Genomic DNA, 20,744 nt, shown 5'->3' with positions numbered 1-20,744 from the left:
GAGACGAAGGTGACCGCGACGCGTCCCGACACACCGCGGGTCGAGAGCCTGGACCACCCGCGTCGGCAGCGAGCCGTCCCGGGCTCGGCCGCCGCGCCCGTACTTCCGTCCGTGATGTTGCTCTGCGGCGCAAGCTCGCTGCACGCCCGCAAGTGGGCGGTCGCGCTGGCGGAACGCGGTCATCCGGTCATCGCCGTCAGCTGGATCGACGCGGAGCCGATCGACGGCGTCGAACTGCGCGTGGCGCCCGGGACCGGCCGGACCCGCAACGGGCGGTGGGGAGCGGTGCGGCAGCTCGCCGCCGCCGGCTGGTGGCTGCGCCGGCAGACGCGCGAGGCCCGCCCCGACGTGCTGCACGTGCACTCGGTGGGGATGGCGGGTCTGCTGTCGCTGCTGGCCTCGCGTCGACCCGCCCGGGTGGTCACGCCCTGGGGGGTCGACCTGCAGTCCGCGCGTCGGTCCAGGGTCCGCAGATGGGTCGCCCGGGCCGCCCTGCGCCGCTCCGATCTCGTCCTGCCCACCGCGGAGTCGGTCCGTACAGAGATCATCGAGCGCTACCGGATACCGGCGGATCGCAGCCGCACCGTGTCGTGGGGCGTGGACGACAAGCTGTTCGCACTCCGGGACACCGTGACACCGGCGTCGGTGCGGGCCGAATTCGGCATCCCGGCCGACGCGACAGTGCTGTTCGCCGCCCGGACGGCCGGTCCCGTCTACCGCACCCCCGAGGTGCTGCGGGCGTTCGCCCTGGTGGCCGCCGCTCGTCCCGACCTTCACCTCGTCGTGCTGGCCGGGCACCGTCCCGCCGAGGCAGCGGCTGCCCAGGCTCAGCGGCGGTGCGTCACCGAAGCCCACGAACTCGCCGCGAACCTACCCGGACGAGTCACGGTAGTGGACCGGTCATTGACACCGGAGGACACGTTCCGGCTGATGCGGGCAAGTGAGGTGAGCATCTCGGTTCCTCGCTTCGACCAGCGCAGCTGCACGGTGCTGGAGGCGGCGCTCGCCGGTTGCCGGCTTCTGCTCGCGGACCTGCCGCCGTATCGCGAGATGGTCGAGGACGGCATGGCTGCCGACATCCTCACCGGGCCGTTGGAGACCGCGCTGGCGGAACAGCTCATGGCCGCCCGCCCGCTGGAGCCGACTCTGCAACAGCACAACCGGCGCTTCATCGAGACGTCGGAGTCCTGGTCACGCCAGGTCTCCGTCGTGCAGGAGTGCTACCGGCGGCTGAGCACCGACCGAGCCGGACACCGTCGGAACGGGGTGGCCCGGTGAGGATCGTCTACCTGCACCAGTACTTCCGCACACCGGCCATGTCCGGTGGCACCCGGTCCTACGAGTTCGCCCGGCGTCTGGTCCGCAACGGCCACGACGTACACGTGGTGACCAGCGACACCGAGTCCTCATCGAACGCCGCGAAGACCTGGCGGACCACGGTGGAGGCGGGCGTGGTGGTGCACTGGGCGGCCGTCCCCTATCGCAACGCGATGTCCTTCCGGGAGCGACTCTCGGCCTTCGGGCAGTTCGCCAGGTTGGCGGCTCCGCGCGCGGCGTCGCTGGAGCAGGACGTCGTCTTCGCGACCAGCACGCCACTGACCATCGCGTTGCCCGCCGTCTACGCCGCCCGCCGCCGCCGGACGCCGATGGTGCTGGAGGTACGCGATCTCTGGCCGGAGGTGCCGATCGCGCTGGGTGCGCTGCGGTCGCCGCTGACGCGGCGCGCGGCAACCGGTCTGGAGGGATGGGCCTACCGCAACGCCGCGCACATCCTGGCACTGTCGCCGGGGATGGCGGCGGGCGTTCGGGCGCGGCACCCCGAGGCTGCGGTGACAGTCATTCCCAACGGCTGCGACCGTCAGTTGTTCGCCGACGCGGACGCTGCCGGCCGAGCGCTACGTGATCGCACACCATGGTTGGGCGACCGTCCTCTGATCCTGTACGCGGGGACGCTCGGTTTCGTCAACGACGTGGGTTATCTGGTGCGGATGGCCGCGACGCTGCGTCGTGACCATCCCGACGTGCGGATCGCTGTCGTCGGGCAGGGCGCGGAGACGGCGCAGGTGCGCGCACAGGCAGCCGCGTCCGGCGTCCTGGACCGGAACCTGTTCATGTTCGACCAGGTGCCGAAGGCCGAGGTGGTGGCGTTCTTCGGTGCTTGCGATCTCGCCGTCTCGACGGTGCGCGACGAGCCCGCGTTGCACGCCAACTCGGCCAACAAGGTCTTCGACGGGTGGGCCGCCGGTCGACCGGTAGCGGTCAACCACGAGGGGTGGATCGCCGACATCCTGCGCCGCAGCGGCGCCGGACTCGTGCTGCCCGCGGGAGATACCGCGACCGCGGCGACGCTCGTGGGCGAGTTCGTCAGCGATCCGGCCAGGACCGCAGCGGCGCGGGCCGCAGCGCGGGTGGTCGCGGCCAACGAGTTCGACCGCGACCTGCTCTTCGAGCGGTTCGAGGACGTACTGCGGGGGGCGGTGGTGCCACGACAGTCGGCCAGGCCGGTAGTCGGACAAAGTTCGTAAACAGCCAAAAACCAGTCATAAAGTGATTAGTTTTGGTAGGACGCCAAATAAGACCATCTTCGTGGTTTACCCCGGGATGGGCCGCTATCGCAGCAGGAGTTTCCACATGCAACTTTTGGGGACAAGCCCAAGCGAGTCCACACGCCTCGGTCGGTCGCATCGCAATCTCCGACTGGCCGGCGGCCTCCTCGCAGCGGACGCCCTCGCCTGGATCGCGGGTTTCGCCGTCGCCGCGTGGGTGCGCTTCGAGTTCTCGCTCACCGGCCCCGCCCTGGCCCGCGCGATCGGCATGGGCGTGGTCGCCGCGGCCGCGCACGTCGCGGTGTCCGCCGTCCGCCGCAACATGTCCGGCCGGCACCCACTGGGCAGTGTCGAGGAGATGCAAGGACTCGCCAACACTGCCCTGACCACCGGCGTGCTCCTGCTGATCGCCCTCGTGCCCATGACGTCCCGACCGGTACCCGCGAGCACCCCACTCGTCGGCGCGGCGATCGCGCTGGCCGTCATGCTCGGCACCCGTCTGGCGTACCGCAGCCGCAGCGACCGGACGTTGCGCCCGGACGCCGGCCGAGCGGAACCGGTCCTGCTCTTCGGCGCGGGCTCCGCCGGTCAAGGGCTCCTGCGGGCCATGCTGAGTGATCCGGCAGGGCAGTTCCTGCCGGTCGGCATGCTCGATGACGACCCGCAGAAACGCCACTTGTCGCTGGCGGGCGTGCGCGTGCTCGGCTCTCGCGCTGACATCGACACGGTCGTGCGGCGTACCGGCGCGAAGATGGTGATCTTTTCCGCCGCCAACGCCGACTCCGAACTGATCAATGAGGTCCGCGAAAGCACACTGAAGACCGGAGCCACGTTCAAGATCCTTCCTTCGGTACGGGAACTGGTCGACCATCGGATCACCGTCAACGACGTTCGCGACCCGGACATGGCGGACCTACTCGGACGACGACAGGTGATCGGCGACCTCCGGGATGCGGAGTCCCAGCTGCGCGGACGCCGGATCCTGGTGACCGGTGCCGGCGGGTCGATCGGCTCCGAGCTGTGCCGCCAGATCATGCGGGCCGATCCGGGCGAGCTGATGATGCTCGACCGCGACGAGTCGGCCCTGCACGCCCTGCAACTGTCGATGTCGGGTCGCGCGATGTTGGACAGCCCCGAGCTGATTCTCGCCGACCTGCGCGACGAGGAACGGATCCGGCGCGTGATGGCGGAACGCCGACCCGACATCGTGTTCCACGCGGCGGCTCTGAAACACCTGACACTGCTGCAACGCCACCCGGGCGAGGCGGTCAAGACGAACGTGTTCGGCACGCAGACGGTGCTCAACGCGTGCCGCGACGTGGCGAGGTTCGTCAACATCTCGACCGACAAGGCCGCCGACCCGGTCAGCGTTCTCGGCTACTCCAAGCGGATCACGGAGCGTTTGACAGCGAACGCCGCCGCGACGCACGGCGGCACGTTCCTCAGCGTCCGCTTCGGCAACGTCCTGTCCAGCCGAGGGTCGGTGGTCACGGCGTTCCGAGCCCAGATCGAGGCGGGGCTGCCGATCACCGTCACTCACCCCGACGTGACGCGCTACCTGATGACAGTGCAGGAAGCGGTGCACCTGGTGCTCCAGGCCGCCGGCATCGGCCGCGACGGCGAGGCGCTCGTCCTCGACATGGGCGAGCCGGTACGGATCGACGACATCGCTCGCCAGTTGGCGAGCCAGGCGCCGGGGCCGGTCCAGATCGTCTACACGGGGCTCCGGCCGGGCGAGAAACTCCACGAGGCTCTGATCGGTGCTGGCGAGCGGGACCTTCGCCCGCTGCACCCGCTCATCTCGCACGTGGCAGTGCCCCCACTCGATCCCATCGAGATCACCACGCTGGACCCGTTCGAGGACCCAGAGAAGATCATCGACCGTCTCGCGTGGCTGTGCGGTCAGTCGACCGGCGTCGTCGCGAAGCAGGCCGTCAAGTCGACAGCTCCGGCACCCAGCGCGAGCTGAGCCGACGCCGACCCCGCAGGTGACGTCCGGGATGAATCCTCGGCGCGCCTGCGGGGTACGGGCTTGCCGGCCCGACTCGATCAGCGCGAGGTGGTCCGGCGAACGCCCGCCCGCGCCGCTGGCCCGCGCGTCGCGTTGAGCGTCACAGCAGGCACCAACGTCGACACGGTCAGCAACGAAGCGCCCATCGACTGATTGACATCGATAGCGGCACACCGAAGGCTCGCGCCTACAGGTCCTTCACCCAAGGAGGCGCGATGAGACCGAGACGACTGGCGATCGCCGGCGTGGTCACCCTGCTCGGCGCACTGGCACTGACCCCACCGGCCAGCGCGCGGCCGCCGTCCGACCCGGGCGTCCGCGACGGCTTGGAGGTGTACGTCGGCACTGTCGACGCGAAACAGCGGGAGCAACTGCGCGCGGCGGGGGTCGACCTCGGCCACGACGCGAAGGCGGACGCGTCCGGCCGCACGACTGTCGAGACGGTCCTCAGCCGGCGGCAGGCGAAGCGGTTGACCGACAAGGGCGTACCGCTGTCGGTGAAGAAGGTGCGAGGCAAGGACGCGTCGCAGGCGCTGCGGGAACAGGCCGCAGCCGGCTGGACGAGTTTCCGTCCCTACGGTGAGCCGGGCGGCCTGCGAGACGAGTTGAACGCCACGGCGGCCCGGTATCCCAAGCTGACCAAGGTGGAGACGATCGGTCGCAGCCAGCAGGGGCAGCCGATCGTCGCCGTGAAGGTCACCAAGAACGCGCGGACCGTCGCGGACGGCCGGCGACCGGCGGTGCTCTACGCCGGTGCGCAGCACGCCCGCGAGTGGATCACGCCGGAGATGACCCGCCGGCTGATGCATCACGTGCTGGACAGCTACGGCACCGACCGGGAGATCACCCGACTGCTGGACACGACCGAGCTGTGGTTCCTGCCGGTCGCCAACCCGGACGGCTACGACTTCACGTTCACCCCCGGCAACCGTCTGTGGCGCAAGAACCTGCGGGACAACAACGGTGACGGGCAGATCGGCTCCGGCGACGGCGTCGACCTCAACCGCAACTTCAGCTACAAGTGGGGGTACGACAACGAGGGCTCGTCGCCGGAGCCGAACAGCGAGACCTACCGGGGCCCGGGCCCCAACTCCGAGCCGGAGACCAAGGCGCTGGACCGGTTCTTCAAGCGGGTCGGGTTCGAGTTCTTCGTCAACTACCACTCGGCGGCCGAACTGCTGCTCTACGGCCTCGGCTGGCAGGTGAGCACCCCTACCCCGGACGACGTGATCTACGAGGCGATGGCCGGTGACGACGCGCACCCGGCGGTGCCCGGCTACGACCCGGACATCTCCGCGGAGCTGTACACCACAAACGGTGACACCGACAGTCACGCCACCGTCAGGTACGGCACGCTGGGCTTCACCCCGGAGATGTCCACCTGCGAGGCCGCCTCGGCCGTGGACCCGGACGACCAGTGGCGCCCGGAGGACTGCGTCAGCGGCTTCATCTTCCCTGACGACGAGGCGCTGATCGCAGGCGAGGTGAACAAGAATCTCCCGTTCGCGTTGGCAGTGGCCCGGTCGGCGGCGGACCCGGACGACCCGGTCTCGGTGGTCGGCCGGAGCACTCCGGACTTCGTTGTGGACGCCTTCGACACCTCGTACGGGCGCACCCAGCAGGTCGCCTCGATCACCCGTCGGGCGCTGAGGAACGTGCGGATGCACTACACGGTCAACGGTGGGCGGCCGAAGACCGTAGCGGTCCGCGAGTGGCGCGGCGGCGAGCGGTACGGCAACACACACGACGACTACTACGCCGAGCTACGGGGCACCGTCAGCGGCGCGAAACCGGGCGACCGGGTGGAGGTCTGGTTCACCGGGAACAAACCACGTGCCGGGGTGGTGGCCAGCGAACACTTCACCTATCGGGTGCACGACGACGTCGGCGGCGACGTGCTGGTCCTCGCCGTGGAGGACGTCACTGGCCTCAGCCCGGCGCAGACCGGCACCACAGCGAAGTACGCCGACGAGGTCGTGGCGTCGCTGGGCGCCGCCGGGCGCAGCAGTGACGTGTACGACTTCGACGCGATGGGCCGCAAGGCTCCCCACCCGCTCGGCGTGCTGTCGCACTACGAGGCGGTGGTCTGGGAGACCGGCGACGACGTGATCCTGCGCTCCCCCGGTCAGGTGGCCGGCACGACGGCAAGGGCGGCACTGGAAACCGAGCTGGCCGTTCGGGACTACCTGAACGAGGGCGGCAAACTGCTGGTCAGCGGCCAGTACGCGTTGTTCGCGCAGGGCGCCAACGGGTCGTACGTCTATCACCCGGACGCACCACCGGAGTGCACCGACGCCGAGGCCGCCAGCTGTCTGCCGCTGCTGAACGACTTCCAGCAGTACTGGCTGGGCGCGTACACCTACGTCAGCGACGGCGGAACCAGCCCGGACGGGGAGCCGTACCCGGTCGCCGGGACCGACGCGCCGTTCACCGGCTTCGACGGGCAGCTGAACGCCTCCGGCTCGGCGGAGAACCAGGCGCACACCGCGTCGTTCCTGACCACGTCGAGCTTCCTGCCGCCGGACGAGTTCCCCCAGTTCGCCAGTTCCGCGCCGGCGGGCTGGGCCCGACCGGGCGGCGCGCCGTTCGATCCGCGTACGGGTGAGTGGTACCTGTACAGCGGGCAGACCGACGAGTCGTACAAGCGGCTCACGCGCACTGTGGATCTCACCGGGGCGAGCAGCGGAGAGTTGCGCTTCTTCACCTCCTACGAGATCGAGCAGGACTGGGACTTCATGTTCGTCGAGGCGCACGAGGTGGGTAGCGACGACTGGACGACCCTGCCGGACACCAATGGCAAGACCAGCACTGTCACCGGGGACAGTTGCACGGAGGGTTGGGTGGAGCAGTTGCACCCGTTCCTCGCGCACTACCAGGGCGCGGACTGCTCCCCCACCGGGAGCACCGGCAGCTGGAACGCGGCGAGCGGGTCGTCGGGAGGCTGGAAGGAGTTCGTGGCCGACTTGTCGGGCTACGCCGGTAAGCAGGTCGAGGTGTCGATCACGTACGCCTCGGACTGGAGCACCCAGGGTCTCGGCGTCTTCCTGGACGACGCCCGGGTGCTGGTCGACGGGTCGACAGTGGCGGAGACCTCGTTCGAGTCGGCCGACCTGGGTGGCTGGACGGTGGCCGGCCCACCGCCCGGCTCCGCTGGCAACGCCAACGACTGGTCACGCAGCCAGCAGGCGTTCGAGGAGGGCTCGGTGGTGGTCACCGGGGACACCGTGTATCTGGGCTTCGGGTTGGAGGGTCTGCCTCCGGCGGCCCGCGACGACCTGGTCGCCCGCTCGCTGACCCACCTCACCGGGCAGCCCCGCCCCTGACGGCGGCGAGGTGTGCCGACGGTCCGCGGACCGTCGGCACACCTTCGGTGTACGCCGGGTACGGTCGCCGCCGATGTGATGAGCTGTACGGGTGTCGGGGCTGGGACTTGTGCTGCACCCCACCCGGGATGTCACCGAGGTGGTCGGGATCATCGAACGGTGGGCGAAGCGTCACCACAAGACGCTGATGGTGCGCGAGGAGGACCAGCACCGCGTCTCGTCCTGCATCGTGCCGGTGCCGGCGGACGAGGTGGCGGCCCGCGCCGACGCCCTGATCAGCATCGGCGGCGACGGCACCATGTTGGGTGCGCTGCGATCCGCCGTCCTCGACCCGAAGCCGGTGCTCGGCGTACACCTGGGTCGTGTGGGTTTTCTCGTCGAGATCGAGCCGCCGGAGCTGCCTAAGGCGCTGAGCCGGTTGCTGTCGAAGGAGTTCACCGTCGAGTCGCACGCCTGCCTCGCCTGCGACGTGTGTGGCGACGACGTGGTGGCGTTCAACGACATCGCGCTGGTGCGCCAGCCCGGCTCCGGCTTCGTCAACGTCACACTCGCCATCGACGGCCAGCAGTACGGCTACTACCGGTGCGACGCCGTGGTGGTCAGCACCCCGATCGGCTCCACGGCGTACAGCTACGCCGCCGGCGGTCCGCTGATCTCCCCGGCGGCGGACTCGATGGTGGTCACGCCGTCGGCGCCGATGGCCGGCATCTCCCGGTCGGTGGTGCTCTCACCGGACGAGAAGATCCGGCTGGAGCTGGAGCCCGACTCGTCCCCGGTGGTGGTGGAGATGGACGGGTTGGTGTTCCGCGACCCGGCCACCGAGGGAGCTGTGGAAATCAGCTACCGCCGCAACGCCGGCCTGGTGGTGCGCTTCGACCCGCTGCGCTACCAGGAACGCAACCAGTTGAAGATGACGCTGCTCGACCTGCCGTTCCTACCCGAGCAGCTCCGCGAACTGCTCCCCGAGGAGCTGCGCCGCACTCAACGAGAAATACCCCCACCCTGCTGACCCCGGCCCACCCGTCCCCATCCAGCCCCCGACGCCCGAGTTGATCAAGAGGTTTGCGTCACGACACGTCGGGTGGAGTGACGCAAACCTCTTGATCAACGGCGATAAGCCGGTGGGGGTGGGGGCGGGGTGGGGGTGGGTCAGGACTTCGTTAGGGCTTGGTCTACCAGGGCCTTGGCCTCTTCCTGGATCTTCTTGAGGTGGTCGGGGCCCTGGAAGGACTCGGCGTAGATCTTGTAGACGTCCTCGGTGCCGGAGGGCCTCGCGGCGAACCAGCCGGACTCGGTGCTGACCTTGAGGCCGCCGATCGCCGCACCGTTACCGGGGGCGGTGGTCAGCGTCGCGGTGATCGGCTCACCGGCGAGCTCGGTGGCGGTGACCTGCTCCGGAGAGAGTTTGCCGAGCACGGCCTTCTGCTCCCGGGTGGCCGGGGCGTCGATCCGGGCGTACGCGGGCGCACCGAAACGTTCGGCCAACTCCGCCCAGTGCTCGCTCGGGCTACGGCCGGTGGTGGCCTGGATCTCGGCGGCGAGCAGGCAGAGCAGCAGGCCGTCCTTGTCGGTGGTCCAGGTCGAGCCGTCGCGTCGCAGGAACGACGCCCCGGCGCTCTCCTCACCACCGAAGCCGACAGCGCCGTCCAGCAGGCCGGGCACGAACCACTTGAAGCCGACCGGCACCTCCAGCAGCGGCCGACCCAGGTCGGCGGCGACCCTGTCGATCATCGACGAGGAGACAAGGGTCTTGCCCACCGCGGCGTCCGGCCCCCACTCGGTGCGGGTGCGGAACAGGTGACGGATCGCCACCGCCAGGTAGTGGTTGGGGTTCATCAGGCCGGCGTCCGGGGTGACGATGCCGTGCCGGTCGGCGTCGGCGTCGTTGCCGGTGGAGATCTGGTAGTCGGCCCGCGCGGCGATCAGCGACGCCATCGCGTTCGGTGAGGAGCAGTCCATCCGGATCTTGCCGTCGCCGTCCAGGGTCATGAACCGCCAGGTCGGGTCGACTGTCGGGTTGACCACTGTCAGGTCCAGGCCGTGCCGCTCGGCGATCTCACCCCAGTACGCCACGCTCGCCCCGCCCAGCGGGTCCGCGCCGATACGGATCCCCGCGTCGCGGATGGCGTCGATGTCGATAGCGGTCGGCAGGTCGTCGACGTAGTTGGCGAGGAAGTCGTACTCCCCGGTGGTGTCGGCGGCCCGCGCCCGCGCGTAGGTGATCCGGCGGACCTCCTTGAGCCCCGCGGCGAGGATGGCGTTGGCCCGGTCCTGGATCCACCGGGTCACGTCGGTGTCGGCCGGCCCACCGTTTGTGGGGTTGTACTTGAAACCGCCGTCGTCGGGCGGGTTGTGCGACGGGGTGATGACGATGCCGTCGGCGAGCCCGCTGGTCCGCCCACGGTTGTGCGTCAGGATCGCGTGCGACAGCGCCGGGGTCGGGGTGTAGCCGTCGCGGCTGTCCACCAGCACCGTGACCCCGTTGGCAGCGAGCACCTCCAGGGCGTCCACAGCGGCCGGCGCGGAGAGCGCGTGCGTGTCCCGGGCGAGGAAGAGCGGCCCGTCCAGCCCCTGCTCGCGCCGGTAGTCGCAGAGCGCCTGGGTGACCGCCAGGATGTGGTCGGAGTTGAACGCGTTGCGCAGGCTGGAGCCGCGGTGGCCGGAGGTGCCGAAGGAGACCTGCTGGGCCGGGTCCGCGGGATCCGGATGCTCGGCGTAGTAGGCGGTCACCAGGCGCGGCACGTCGACCAGGTCGGCGGGCTCGGCGGGCTGGCCGGCACGGGGGTGGGTCACTGCGGGATCCTCCTCGGGGAGTGCCTGTCGGTCACGGCACGACCTTCTGGCCCTTGCCGATCACCACGATGCCGTTGTCGGAAACGGTGTAGCGCTGCCTGTCCTTCTCCAGGTCGACGCCGATCTCGACGCCCTCCGGGACGAACACGTTCTTGTCCAGGATGGCCCGCCGGACCACAGCGTGCCGGCCGATCTCCACACCCTCCATCAGCACCGAGCCCTCGACATGAGCCCAGGAGTGCACCCGCACCTTCGGGGAGACGATCGAGTTCTCCACCAGCGAGCCGGAGATCACCACACCCGGGGAGACCATCGAGCCGACCGCCCGGCCGACCCGCTCACCCCACTGGTGCACGAACTTCGCCGGCGGCCACGGCGGCTGCTCGGTGTAGATCGGCCAGTCGAAGTTGTACATGTTGAAGACGGGGTGCACGTTGATCAGATCCATGTGCGCGTCGTAGAACGAGTCGAGCGTTCCCACGTCCCGCCAGTAGCCGCGATCACGGTCGGTGCTGCCCGGCACCTCGTTGTCGCGGAAGTCGTAGACGTTGGCCTCGCCGCGTTCGACGAGCATCGGGATGATGCTGCCGCCCATGTCGTGCTTGCTGGACTTGTCTTCGGCGTCGCGCTCGACCGCTTCGCAGAGCGCCCGGGTGGTGAAGACGTAGTTGCCCATCGAGGCGTAGATCTCGTCCGGCGCGTCGGGCAGACCTACCGCGTCGGTGGGCTTCTCGCGGAACGCCCGGATCCGCTTGCCGTCCTCGCCGACCTCGATGACGCCGAACTGGTCGGCCATCGACAGCGGCTGGCGGATGCCGGCCACTGTCACCGCCGCGCCGGAGGCGATGTGGTCCTCCACCATCTGCCGCGGGTCCATCCGGTAGATGTGGTCGGCGCCGAAAACGATCACGTAGTCGGGCTGCTCGTCGTTGATCAGGTTGAAGCTCTGGTAGATGGCGTCGGCCGAGCCGGCGAACCACCACGGGCCACGACGCTGCTGCGCGGGCACCGGGGTGACGTAGTTGCCGAGCAGCGTGGACATCCGCCAGGTCTTGGTGATGTGTCGGTCGAGGGAGTGGGACTTGTACTGGGTCAGCACGACGATCTTGAGATAGCCGGCGTTGGCCAGGTTGGAGAGGACGAAGTCGACCATGCGGTACATCCCGCCGAACGGGACGGCCGGCTTGGCCCGATCCGTGGTGAGTGGCATCAGGCGCTTGCCCTCCCCACCCGCCAGGACGATCGCGAGCACCTTGGCAGCCATGCCCCGACGCTATCCACCCGCGTCCCACTTCACCACTCGTACGGGGAGTCTTCTGCACTAGGGTGCGCACATGACCGACTCCTCCCCGGCCACCGGATCCCTGCGCGTCGATCTGCTCACCCGCGAGTACCCACCGGAGGTCTACGGCGGCGCGGGCGTGCACGTCGAGTACCTGGCTCGGGAGTTGCGCGGCCTCGCCGACGTACGGGTGCACTGCTTCGGCCTGCCGCGCACCGAGCCGGGCGTCACCGCGTACGCCGAACCGCCGGGCCTGACCGGCGCGAACGCCGCGCTGCGCACGATGGGCGTGGACCTGGCGATGGCCGCCGGCGCGGCCGGCACCGACGTGGTGCACAGCCACACCTGGTACGCGAACCTGGCCGGCCACACCGCGAAGCTGCTGCACGGGGTGCCGCACGTGGTGACCGCGCACAGCCTGGAGCCGTTGCGGCCGTGGAAGGCCGAGCAGCTCGGCGGCGGTTACGCGCTCTCCTCCTGGATCGAGCGCACCGCCATGGAGGCCGCCGACGCGGTGATCGCGGTCAGCGGCGGAATGCGCAACGACGTGCTCACCGCGTACCCGCAGATCGACCCCGACCGGGTCCGGGTGGTCTACAACGGCATCGACACCGTCCAGTACGCCCCGGATCAGGGCACCGACGTGCTCGACCGACTCGGTGTCGACCCGTCCCGCCCCAGCGTCGTCTACGTGGGAAGGATCACCCGGCAGAAGGGGCTGCCGTACCTGCTGCGGGCCGCCCGGGAGTTGCCGGCGGACACCCAACTCGTCCTGCTCGCCGGCGCGCCGGACACCGCCGAGATCGCCGCCGAGGTGGAGGAACTGGTCGCCGAGCTGCGGGCCAGCCGCTCCGGCGTGGTCTGGGTGGCCGAGATGCTGCCCAAGCCCGAGGTGATCCAGGTGCTCACGCACGCGACAGTCTTCGCCTGCCCGTCGATCTACGAACCGATGGGCATCGTCAACCTGGAGGCGATGGCCTGCGAGACGGCAGTGGTGGCGACCGCGACCGGCGGCATCCCCGAGGTCGTGGCCGACGACGAGACGGGCCTGCTGGTGCCGATCGAGCAGGTCACCGACGGCTCCGGCACCCCACTGGACCCGGACCGCTTCGTGGCCGACCTGGCGGCCGCGATCAACACGCTGCTCGCCGACCCGGCACGCACCGAGCGGTTCGGCCTGGCCGGCCGGCGGCGCGCGGTGCAGCACTTCTCCTGGGATGCCGTCGCCCGGCAGACCCTCGACGTGTACCGCTCCGTCGGCGCGGCCTGAGGGAGACGGACGTCAGATCGCCGTGCCCGGCGGCGACTTGAGCAACGACGTCGCCTCGGCAGCATGACCACCACGCCCGTTCCGTAGCGCGCTCGCGGCGATGCGGATGAGGTCGATGTTGACGCCGGCGGCACCGCTCGGGTCGTGCACCTTCAGCTTCACGTCGAGGCTCACCGCCGTCTCACCCCACCCCTGCGCCTCGATGTTGGGGTGCGCCACCTTCTGCGACGCGAGATGCGGCAGGTACCCGAGCGGGGCCACCTCGACGCTGGCAGCGCCCGACAGGGCGTTGAGCTTGGACTGCTTCTTGGTGTTGGGGTTCTCGACCAGGTTTCGGAAGTCTTCGGTGCCGCCCAGGTTGACCTGGTAGGAGCTGACCAGTGTGAGGCCCCGCTCCTCGAGGAGTCGCAGCAGCGCGTTGTGCAGCACCGAGGTGCCGAACTGGCTCGCCAGGTCGTCGCCGAGCAACGGCAGACCGGCGGCCTCGAAGCTGTCCAGCACCTGTGGATCGCGGGCGACCGGGTCGGCTGTGGTGTTGATGAAGGCGACGCCCGCCGTGTGGGCTGCCTCGGCGTACGCCTGGGCGGTCTTCGGCCGGCCACTCGGCGCCGAGTAGAGCAGCACCTCCGCCCCTGCCAGCGCCGCCGCCACCCGCTGCACCTCGCTCGCGTCGACGAGGCCCTTGGTGACCGGCACACCGGCGCTTGGCAGGTCGCAGTCCAGCCGGGGGAAGTTGTTGGGCGCCAGGAAGATCGCCTCGGTCAGGTCCCGACCGATCTTCTCCGCGGAGGTGGCGAAGGCAGCGACGATGTCGATGTCCCCCACCCCGAGCCCGTCGATGATCGGCCTGCGGATCCCGACCAGGCTGCCGCTCTGGCGGTAGAGAGCGAGCCCCTGCACCAGTGCCGAGGTGTTGTTACCGACGCCGACAACCGCGACCTTCACCCGTTCGATCATGGCCGGAGGCTACGGCACCTCCGGGTCGGTGAGCTGCCCCAGCGGGACCATCCAGACCGTTGCCGGCCGCGCGACGGTCGCTGTCTGGCACCGCCGTCAACGGCGAGCGAAGTTGTCGTACACCTGTTCTAGTATCGCACTGTGATCGATGCGTTGGAGCAGGCCGAGGCCGCGGTGGCGGCCTGCTTCGACACGGCCGCCTGGGTTACCACCGAGCGCGACCTCGTCGCGGCGCTGGACGCCGCACACCGCATCGAGCAACGGCTGGCCGCGGTCAAGCTGACCCTCGTGCGGGAGCTGGATGGTCGCGGCACCGCGACAGCGCAGGGCGCGTCCTCGACGGCGGTGTGGCTGCGGGATCGGCTGCGGCTCGGGGTCGGGGCCGCGCGCCGCCTGGTCGAGCTGGCCGCCACGCTCGACAACGCCCCGCCCGGGATGCGGGCCGCGCTGACCAGCGGAGCGGTCGACGTGGACCAGGTCCGGGTCATCGCCACCACGGTCGGGACCGTCCGCACCACCGCCGGCACGGAAGCCGCCGACAAGGCTGTCGGCGTCCTCGTCGACTGGGCGGCGCAGTTCGACGCCACTCTGCTTCGCAGACTCGGCACTCGCATCCTCGACCACGTCGCCCCGGACATCGCCGACGCCACCGCCGAGGCTGCGCTGCGGGCGCAGGAGTCGCGGGCCTCCCGCGACCGGCACATCACCATCAGCGAACAACCCGACGGCCGGCTACGCCTCGCCGGCATCCTCGACACCGAAACCGCCGCCGCGTTACGCGCCGCCATCGATCCGCTCACCACACCCACCGGCCCCGACGACACCCGCACGCCAGGCCAACGCCGCCACGACGCCCTCGCCGACGTGTGCCGGCTGTCCCTGCGCACCGGTGAGCTACCCGAGAACGGCGGCGACCTCGCCCAGGTCATCGTCACCACCGGCTACGACGGGCTGACGCGGCAGTTGGGCACCGGCGCGCTCGACAGCGGCCTGCACCTCAGCTCCGACGCGGTACGTCGCCTGGCCTGCGACGCGAGCATCCTGCCGGCCGTGCTCGGCGGCGCCGGTCAACCACTCGACGTCGGCCGGCAACGACGCCTCATCAGCGGCCCTCTACGACGCGCCCTGGTGCTGCGCGATCGGGGCTGCGCGTTTCCCGGCTGCGACCGTCCACCACGCTGGTGCGACGCCCACCACATCCGGCACTGGGCCGACGGCGGCGACACCAGCCTGGCCAACGCCGTCCTGCTCTGCGGCCACCACCACCGGCACGTGCACCACGGCGACTGGGTCGTCCAGCTTGGCGGCGACGGCCGCCCCGAGTTCGTGCCACCCGCCTGGCTCGACCCCGAACAGCTCCCCCGCCGCAATCACTACCACCTACGCAGATAGCCAGCGACGGAGTTGGCCGCAGCTCGATCGCGGGTCTGCGTCACGTGACGCGGAGGGTGGCGGCGAGCTGGGCCGGCCGGCCGGCGCGTCGGCGGACCGCCACACGACAGCGACCAGCTTCCGTACCGCCGGCCGGTCGTGCACCTCACTGCGGGCGGTGCGCTCGGCGTCGAGGACCGCCCGGCCCGCGCGGTGCATCTCGCCGGCCATCGCGTACACACGGGCCACATCGAGGAGGTACGCGGCCCGGTGCTCGGGCGGCAGGCTCCGCCACTCGTCGCCGGTCACCAGTTGCTCGTGCCGGGCCGTCGCCGTGGCGACGTCGCCGAGGGCCGCATCGGCCACCACCCGGGCCGCCTCGACCGCCGCCTGACCGAAACTCCCGACACCGAAGACCGCACCGCCAGAGCCCGAGCCCTCGGAGCCAGCACCACCCCCGGAGCCGTCCCGGCCGATGTCTCGGGCGATCATCTCGGCCTGGTCGAGTGACTGACGGGCGACGCGTCCGTCTCCCCCGCCTACCGCGGCGAGGGCGGCTTGGAGTAGCAGCGTCCCGCGTAGTCCGACCCTGGCTTGGGACACACCGCCGACCTCGTGCACGCCGATGCGGTCCGCGGCGACGAGCGCGGCGTCCAGCGCGGAGCGCCGTCGACCACGGGACCGCAGAGCCTGACTCAGCGACACGGTCGCGATGCCGGTCACCTGCGGGTCGTCGGTTGCCAGGGCGACTGTCATTCCACGGTCGGCGGCCAGCCAGGCCAACTCCCCCTGGTCGACCTTGACCAGCACCAGCGCGATGAGCGCGTACACCGACACCAGCAGCGCATCCGTCGCGCCGGGGCGAGCGGCGTGCGCTTCGCGGACGACGTCGAGCAGACCGGGCAGCAGTGCCAGCAACGCCGGGTAACGGGCGTGCCGATAGCTCTGCTCGGCATGCTCCAGCCGGGCAGCCAACTTCTCCACCAGCGGCCGCCGGTCCGCGCCCGGCAGGTGGTAGCGGGCCAGCGCCGTTCGGACCCCGTCCACCCCGGCGGCAACCGGAGTCGGCCGCACGGGACGGGCCGCCAGCAGGACCTCCACGTCGATCCGCAACGTCTCGGCGACCTCCCGGAGGTTGGACACCCGCTCCAACCGACGTACCCCACGCTCGACCTTGTCCACCCAACTCTTCGACTTGCCGAGCCGGTCGGCGAACTGCTGCTGCGTCATGTTCCGCCGTACCCGCCACTGCGCGACCCGGCGACCCACCGGCAGCTCGTTCACCGCCGGCCCGTCGCGCTCACCGCAGTACCCCAACCACGAACAGCACGAGTACGACCACCGCGATCGCGATGCCGTAGGCGTACTGCCGCCGGGTGAGCGACGCCCGCGTCGGCCGGGCCGGAGCGGGCACCCGATCCCCGTCCGGCTGCGGAGGCCGCGCCCCAGCAATGGGGTACGCGGGCGGCAGCGGCCCATCCGGCAGTCGCTCGTCCAACTGTTCCTCCTCGCGGCGGGATGAAGATGGTCGGTGGGTGGTGGTCGTGGTCGGTGGTGGTCGTGGTCGGTGGTGGTGATGGTGGTGGCCGATGAGAGATGCAGGTCGGGAGCGGGTCGCGCCGGGGAGCCGTTACTGTGCCTCCGCCTCCACCAGGGAAGCTCCGCTGCTGACGAGAGGATCCCTGCCGCCTTCCAACTTAGAAGGCACTGCCTTCACAGTCAACAGAGCATGCACGGCATGTCACTCCTGGTGCGAGGATCGGGGCGCTGACGAGAGGTGGCGCCACCATGCCGCAAGCACCGCTGTACGAACAGATCATTGCCGACGTCGTGGCCTCGGTCCGCGCTGGCACATTGCGGCCGAACGACAAGTTGCCGTCGATCGCGGAGATGGGCGAGCAGTACCAATCAAGCGCTTGGCCGGTGCGGTACGCCCTGCGGATCTTGGAGGAGCGGGGCTGGATTGTCACCCGCCAAGGCAAGGGATCGTTCGTGGCTGCGGAACCGCCTGCCTGACTCCCTGGGCCACCGCTCGCGGGTATTCGCTCGACGCTGGGTTGGCCGCCTGCCACGATGCGGAGCCATGGCGGACGACGGGTTGCGGCATCTTCTCGAGACGTGGGCGGACGTCGACCCGGCGCGGTACCCGTTCGACCCGGTCGAGATGTCGGTGGCGGTCCGGACGTTGGTGCCTCCGCCGCCTCCCCGGCCGGTCTTCGGTGAGGATGGGTGGGTCGGGGAATCAGAAGACTTCGCCTGGGTCGAGTCCGTCAGCGTGATCCTGTCCGACAGGTACGGCCCGTGGGCCTACCGCTGGCACTGGGGGCCGTGGGAGCGGGAGCATGTGGGCTTCGTGACCGACCGCATCCCGGCGCCGGCTGACGCGCCGACGTTCGTCGCCGACTCGCTGCTGGCCTGGCGGCGCTGGTTGGAGAGCCTGGCTGAGCGTTTCGACCACCTTCTGCCGTCGGTCGAGCCGACGCGGGCTGCCGGTGCGGCGGATGTCGTCGCCGCCTGGGAGGCCGCCGTCGCACAGTTGATGGCGTTCGCCGCCACCCCCGTCGTCGACAACGACGGCTGGCAGGGGAACTGCCACCGCACCCTGCAGTGGTTCCTCACCGCCGCGGGGATACCGTCGGAACAGGCACGGGTTGTGGTCGACGGAGCGCTCGAGCGGTTCGGCTGGTGGGCGCCGCTGACCGCGGTGGAGATCGGCGAGGTCGCCGATCGGGTCGCCCGAGACGCGCTCAGCCCCACCGGGATCGTGCCGGCCGGCCGAATCGACGACTGGCCCGACACGTGGCCGCACGGTTGGCCGTCCTGGCGGGCGACGAACACCGTTTCGGGCGCGAGGCCCCCGTCCGACCGCGGGCACTACAGGTGATCCCACCGGGCCGGCATCACGAAGATCCGCACAACTTCAGGGAAGTTGCCGCGTCGACGACCCCTTGAGGCAGCAACTTCGCCGAAAGTATGCGGATCTTGCCGGGGCGGCTCGAGGCGCGGCACCGCGTGTGGGGCGGACCGGCGGGCTTGGCCGCGCGCGAACGGATCTCGCGCAGTAGGTTGGCGGAGTGACTGGACGGTTCCCGATCGAAGACGTCTCCCCCGTCGTCTCGTGCGGGCGATACCCGGCCAAGGCGGTGGTCGACGAGCCCGTTCCGGTGTCGGCGCGCGCCTACCGGGAGGGGCACGACGCGCTGGGCTGCAACGTGGTGTGGGCTGGGCCGGACGGCGCGAGCCGGCCGTTCACCCGGATGCGCCCCGGCGAGCCCGGCCAGGACCGCTGGCACGCCACCATCGCACCGAACGCCGTCGGCTCGTGGACCTTCTCCGTCGAGGCGTTCCAGGACCCGTACCTGACCTGGCAGAACGCGGTGACCAAGAAGATCGCCGCCGGGCAGGGGCCGGAGGACCTGGCCAACGACCTGGCCGAGGGCGCGCGGGTGCTCGCCGCCGCCCGGGGCCTCGTGCCGACCGCCGACCGGCCTCGGGTCGCCGACGCGCTCACCGCGCTGGTCGACACCGACCTGCCGCTGGCGCAGCGGGTCGACAGGGCGCTGGCGCTGGCCGACCTGCTCTGGGAGCACCCGGTCCGGGAGTTGGTCACCGCCGGTGACACGTACTCGATCTGGGTTGACCGCAAGCGGGCGCTCTACTCGGCCTGGTACGAGTTCTTCCCTCGCTCCGAAGGAGCGGTGGGCGGCCGGTCCGGCACCTTCGCGACCGCCACCGAGCGGCTGCCAGGGGTGGCCGCGATGGGCTTCGACGTGCTCTACCTGCCACCGATCCACCCGATTGGCCGGGTCAACCGCAAGGGCCCGAACAACGCGCTCACCGCCGGGCCGACCGACGTGGGCTCGCCGTGGGCGATCGGCGCCGCCGAGGGCGGCCACGACACGATCCACCCCGATCTGGGTACGCCGGCGGACTTCCGGGCCTTCATCCAGGCGGCGGCGGCACAGGGCCTGGAAGTGGCCATGGACCTGGCGTTGCAGTGCGCGCCGGACCACCCCTGGGTCACCGAGCACCCGGAGTGGTTCACCACCCGGGCCGACGGCAGCATCGCGTACGCGGAGAACCCGCCGAAGAAGTACCAGGACATCTACCCGGTCAACTTCGACAACGACCCGGAGGGCATCCGGGCCGAGGTGCTGCGGGTGGTGCTGCACTGGGTCGGCGAGGGCATCCGGATCTTCCGGGTGGACAACCCGCACACCAAGCCGTTCGACTTCTGGCACTGGCTGATCGCCGAGGTGAAGGCGGTCGACCCGGACGTGCTGTTCCTGGCCGAGGCGTTCACCCGGCCGGCCATCATGCACGGCCTCGGCAAGATCGGCTTCACGCAGTCGTACACCTATTTCACCTGGCGCACGACGGCGGCCGAGATGCGGGAGTACTGCGAGGAGCTGATCGAGGCGGCCGACTACATGCGGCCGAACTTCTGGCCGAACACCCCGGACATCCTGCACGAGTCGTTGCAGCACGGCGGCCCGCCGATGTTCAAGATCCGGGCGGTGCTGGCCGCGCTGCTCTCCCCCTCCTGGGGCATGTACGCCGGTTTCGAGCTGTTCGAGCACGTGGCCCGGCCGGGCGCCGAGGAATACCTGGACAACGAGAAGTACGAGCTGCGCCCCCGGGACTGGGCCGGCGCCGAGGCGCAGGGCCGCTCGCTGGCACCGTTCCTCACCACCCTCAACCGGGTACGCCGGGACAACCCGGCCCTGCACCAGCTCCGCAACCTGCGCTTCCACGAGATCGACAACCCGGCGCTGCTCTGCTGGTCCAAGCACGACCCGGAGACCGGCAACACCGTCATCGTCATCTGCTCGTTCGACTCGCGCGAGGTGCAGTGGGGCAACACCACCCTCGACATGCCGGCGCTCGGCTTCGACTGGCACGAACGGTTCAGCGTGTACGACGAGCTGACCGGCACCACCTACGACTGGGGTCAGCGCAACGCGGTACGGCTCGACCCGTACCTGCAACCCGCGCACGTGTTGACTGTGCGTCGCCCGGTCGCGCCCTCCGCGCCGGAACCCGCCGGCGCCGAACCGGCGGACCTGACCGTCGCCGAGGTGCCGGACGACCTCTCCGGCGGCACCGCACCGACAGCTCCCGTCCCGACACCTCCTGCTCCGACACCTCCTGCACCGGCAGCTCCCGTCCCGACACCTCCCGTCCCGACACC

The 20,744-nt window shown here is 70.4% G+C and carries 14 protein-coding genes and 1 pseudogene; 10 read left to right on the top strand and 5 right to left on the bottom strand.

What is annotated here, in order from left to right:
* Positions 1-9: 9 nt before the first annotated feature.
* The 5 genes from AB0C19_RS10260 (at position 10) to AB0C19_RS10240 (ending at position 8,889) form a co-directional block, all read left to right on the top strand.
* Positions 10-1,278, top strand: a complete 1,269-nt coding sequence (locus AB0C19_RS10260) for a glycosyltransferase family 4 protein (protein WP_357182366.1) — start codon at positions 10-12, stop codon at positions 1,276-1,278.
* Entirely contained in the window at positions 1,275-2,525 is a 1,251-nt protein-coding gene (locus AB0C19_RS10255) for a glycosyltransferase family 4 protein (protein ID WP_357182363.1), read from the top strand. Before AB0C19_RS10260 ends, AB0C19_RS10255 begins: the two co-directional genes overlap by 4 nt.
* Before the next feature lie 106 nt (positions 2,526-2,631).
* A complete protein-coding gene (locus tag AB0C19_RS10250) occupies positions 2,632-4,515 on the top strand; it encodes a nucleoside-diphosphate sugar epimerase/dehydratase (RefSeq protein WP_357182360.1) in 1,884 nt (627 codons plus the stop codon).
* A gap of 257 nt (positions 4,516-4,772) precedes the next feature.
* Positions 4,773-7,880 (top strand): M14 family zinc carboxypeptidase, encoded by a 3,108-nt coding sequence (locus AB0C19_RS10245; RefSeq protein ID WP_357182357.1) that lies wholly within the window; start codon positions 4,773-4,775, stop codon positions 7,878-7,880.
* Positions 7,881-7,971: 91 nt separating this feature from the next.
* The gene (locus tag AB0C19_RS10240) at positions 7,972-8,889 is read left to right on the top strand and encodes an NAD(+)/NADH kinase (RefSeq protein WP_357182355.1); all 918 of its coding nucleotides are present in this window, start codon (positions 7,972-7,974) and stop codon (positions 8,887-8,889) included.
* 140 nt (positions 8,890-9,029) lie between these two features.
* On the opposite strand, the gene pgm is transcribed toward AB0C19_RS10240, so the two are convergent.
* Together pgm and glgC are read right to left on the bottom strand one after the other, a co-directional pair.
* Positions 9,030-10,673 (bottom strand): phosphoglucomutase (alpha-D-glucose-1,6-bisphosphate-dependent), encoded by a 1,644-nt coding sequence (gene pgm, locus AB0C19_RS10235; protein WP_357182352.1) that lies wholly within the window; start codon positions 10,671-10,673, stop codon positions 9,030-9,032.
* Positions 10,674-10,704: 31 nt separating this feature from the next.
* Positions 10,705-11,937, bottom strand: a complete 1,233-nt coding sequence (gene glgC, locus AB0C19_RS10230; protein ID WP_091401467.1) for a glucose-1-phosphate adenylyltransferase — start codon at positions 11,935-11,937, stop codon at positions 10,705-10,707.
* A gap of 70 nt (positions 11,938-12,007) precedes the next feature.
* On the opposite strand from glgC, the gene glgA reads away from it, so the two are divergent.
* The gene (gene glgA, locus AB0C19_RS10225) at positions 12,008-13,225 is read left to right on the top strand and encodes a glycogen synthase (RefSeq protein WP_357182348.1); all 1,218 of its coding nucleotides are present in this window, start codon (positions 12,008-12,010) and stop codon (positions 13,223-13,225) included.
* A 12-nt stretch (positions 13,226-13,237) separates the two neighbouring features.
* Here the strand turns inward: glgA and AB0C19_RS10220 are convergent, their stop codons facing one another.
* Positions 13,238-14,182, bottom strand: coding sequence for an inositol-3-phosphate synthase (locus AB0C19_RS10220; RefSeq protein ID WP_357182345.1), 945 nt, complete (start codon positions 14,180-14,182; stop codon positions 13,238-13,240).
* A 141-nt stretch (positions 14,183-14,323) separates the two neighbouring features.
* Between AB0C19_RS10220 and AB0C19_RS10215 the strand changes: the two genes are divergently transcribed.
* Positions 14,324-15,574: a DUF222 domain-containing protein gene (locus tag AB0C19_RS10215; RefSeq protein ID WP_357182343.1), complete on the top strand. Its 1,251-nt coding sequence runs from the start codon at positions 14,324-14,326 to the stop codon at positions 15,572-15,574.
* Here AB0C19_RS10215 and AB0C19_RS10210 read toward each other — a convergent pair.
* Positions 15,563-16,837: a helix-turn-helix transcriptional regulator gene (locus AB0C19_RS10210; RefSeq protein WP_357182340.1), complete on the bottom strand. Its 1,275-nt coding sequence runs from the start codon at positions 16,835-16,837 to the stop codon at positions 15,563-15,565. The genes AB0C19_RS10215 and AB0C19_RS10210 overlap by 12 nt on opposite strands.
* A gap of 16 nt (positions 16,838-16,853) precedes the next feature.
* Positions 16,854-17,051 carry a hypothetical protein gene (locus AB0C19_RS10205; protein ID WP_357182337.1) on the bottom strand — a complete coding sequence of 66 codons (198 nt, stop codon included), beginning with the start codon at positions 17,049-17,051 and terminating at the stop codon, positions 16,854-16,856.
* Between the two features lie 290 nt (positions 17,052-17,341).
* On the opposite strand from AB0C19_RS10205, the gene AB0C19_RS10200 reads away from it, so the two are divergent.
* From AB0C19_RS10200 to AB0C19_RS10190, 3 genes and pseudogenes are all read left to right on the top strand, one after another.
* Positions 17,342-17,569: a winged helix-turn-helix domain-containing protein gene (locus AB0C19_RS10200; RefSeq protein ID WP_357182334.1), complete on the top strand. Its 228-nt coding sequence runs from the start codon at positions 17,342-17,344 to the stop codon at positions 17,567-17,569.
* 67 nt (positions 17,570-17,636) lie between these two features.
* Positions 17,637-18,437, top strand: coding sequence for a hypothetical protein (locus AB0C19_RS10195; RefSeq protein ID WP_357182331.1), 801 nt, complete (start codon positions 17,637-17,639; stop codon positions 18,435-18,437).
* 190 nt (positions 18,438-18,627) lie between these two features.
* Positions 18,628-20,673, top strand: a pseudogene (locus AB0C19_RS10190) (maltotransferase domain-containing protein); the annotation flags it as partial.
* Between the last annotated feature and the right edge of the window lie 71 nt (positions 20,674-20,744).

It is taken from the genome of Micromonospora sp. NPDC048842 (assembly GCF_040649935.1).
Lineage (GTDB): Bacteria > Actinomycetota > Actinomycetes > Mycobacteriales > Micromonosporaceae > Micromonospora > Micromonospora hortensis.
The sequence above is the reverse complement of the archived record's forward strand: the minus strand, read 5'-3'. Positions and strand labels throughout refer to the sequence as shown.